Genomic DNA, 504 nt, shown 5'->3' on the forward strand with positions numbered 1-504 from the left:
TATCGATAGATGGAACCACATTATCCTTAGTAGCAGGGTTTCCTCCGATACGGTCGTTGGAGAGGATATCTATGGTTCCTCCCTTAGGCACCTTTGTCTCGGGGTCATCATTGGCGGAGATCATTGGGTTCTCTGCTGATACATCGGTTACTTCTATCTTGGCAATGGCAGTATCACATAGGCCAGCTTGCTGCTTATGGCAGATCTTATAGGTCACTTCATAGGTGCCTGGAGTGGCATTGGCAGGTACCTTGATCTTACCGGTGGTAGGCTCTATAGTTACCCCTACAAGGCGACCACTATTCTCGATAGAGAAGTTTACCTTATCTTTATCTGCTGGGCGCCCGTCTACCTTGTCATTGCTAAGGATATCCACGGTACCTCCTTTGGCCACACGGGTGAGTGGATCGTTATTGGCTTCGATGGTACGGATCGTATCATTATCAACACTTACCTTCACCTTAGCTGTTGCACAAGGGGTGCCATTTTGCTTTTCACAGATCT

General features: G+C 47.8%; 1 pseudogene. It reads right to left on the reverse strand.

Annotated elements, in window-relative coordinates:
* Positions 1–504: pseudogene (locus HMPREF1551_RS07950) on the reverse strand (hypothetical protein); the annotation flags it as partial.

The organism is Capnocytophaga sp. oral taxon 863 str. F0517 (genome assembly GCF_000466425.1).
Lineage (GTDB): Bacteria > Bacteroidota > Bacteroidia > Flavobacteriales > Flavobacteriaceae > Capnocytophaga.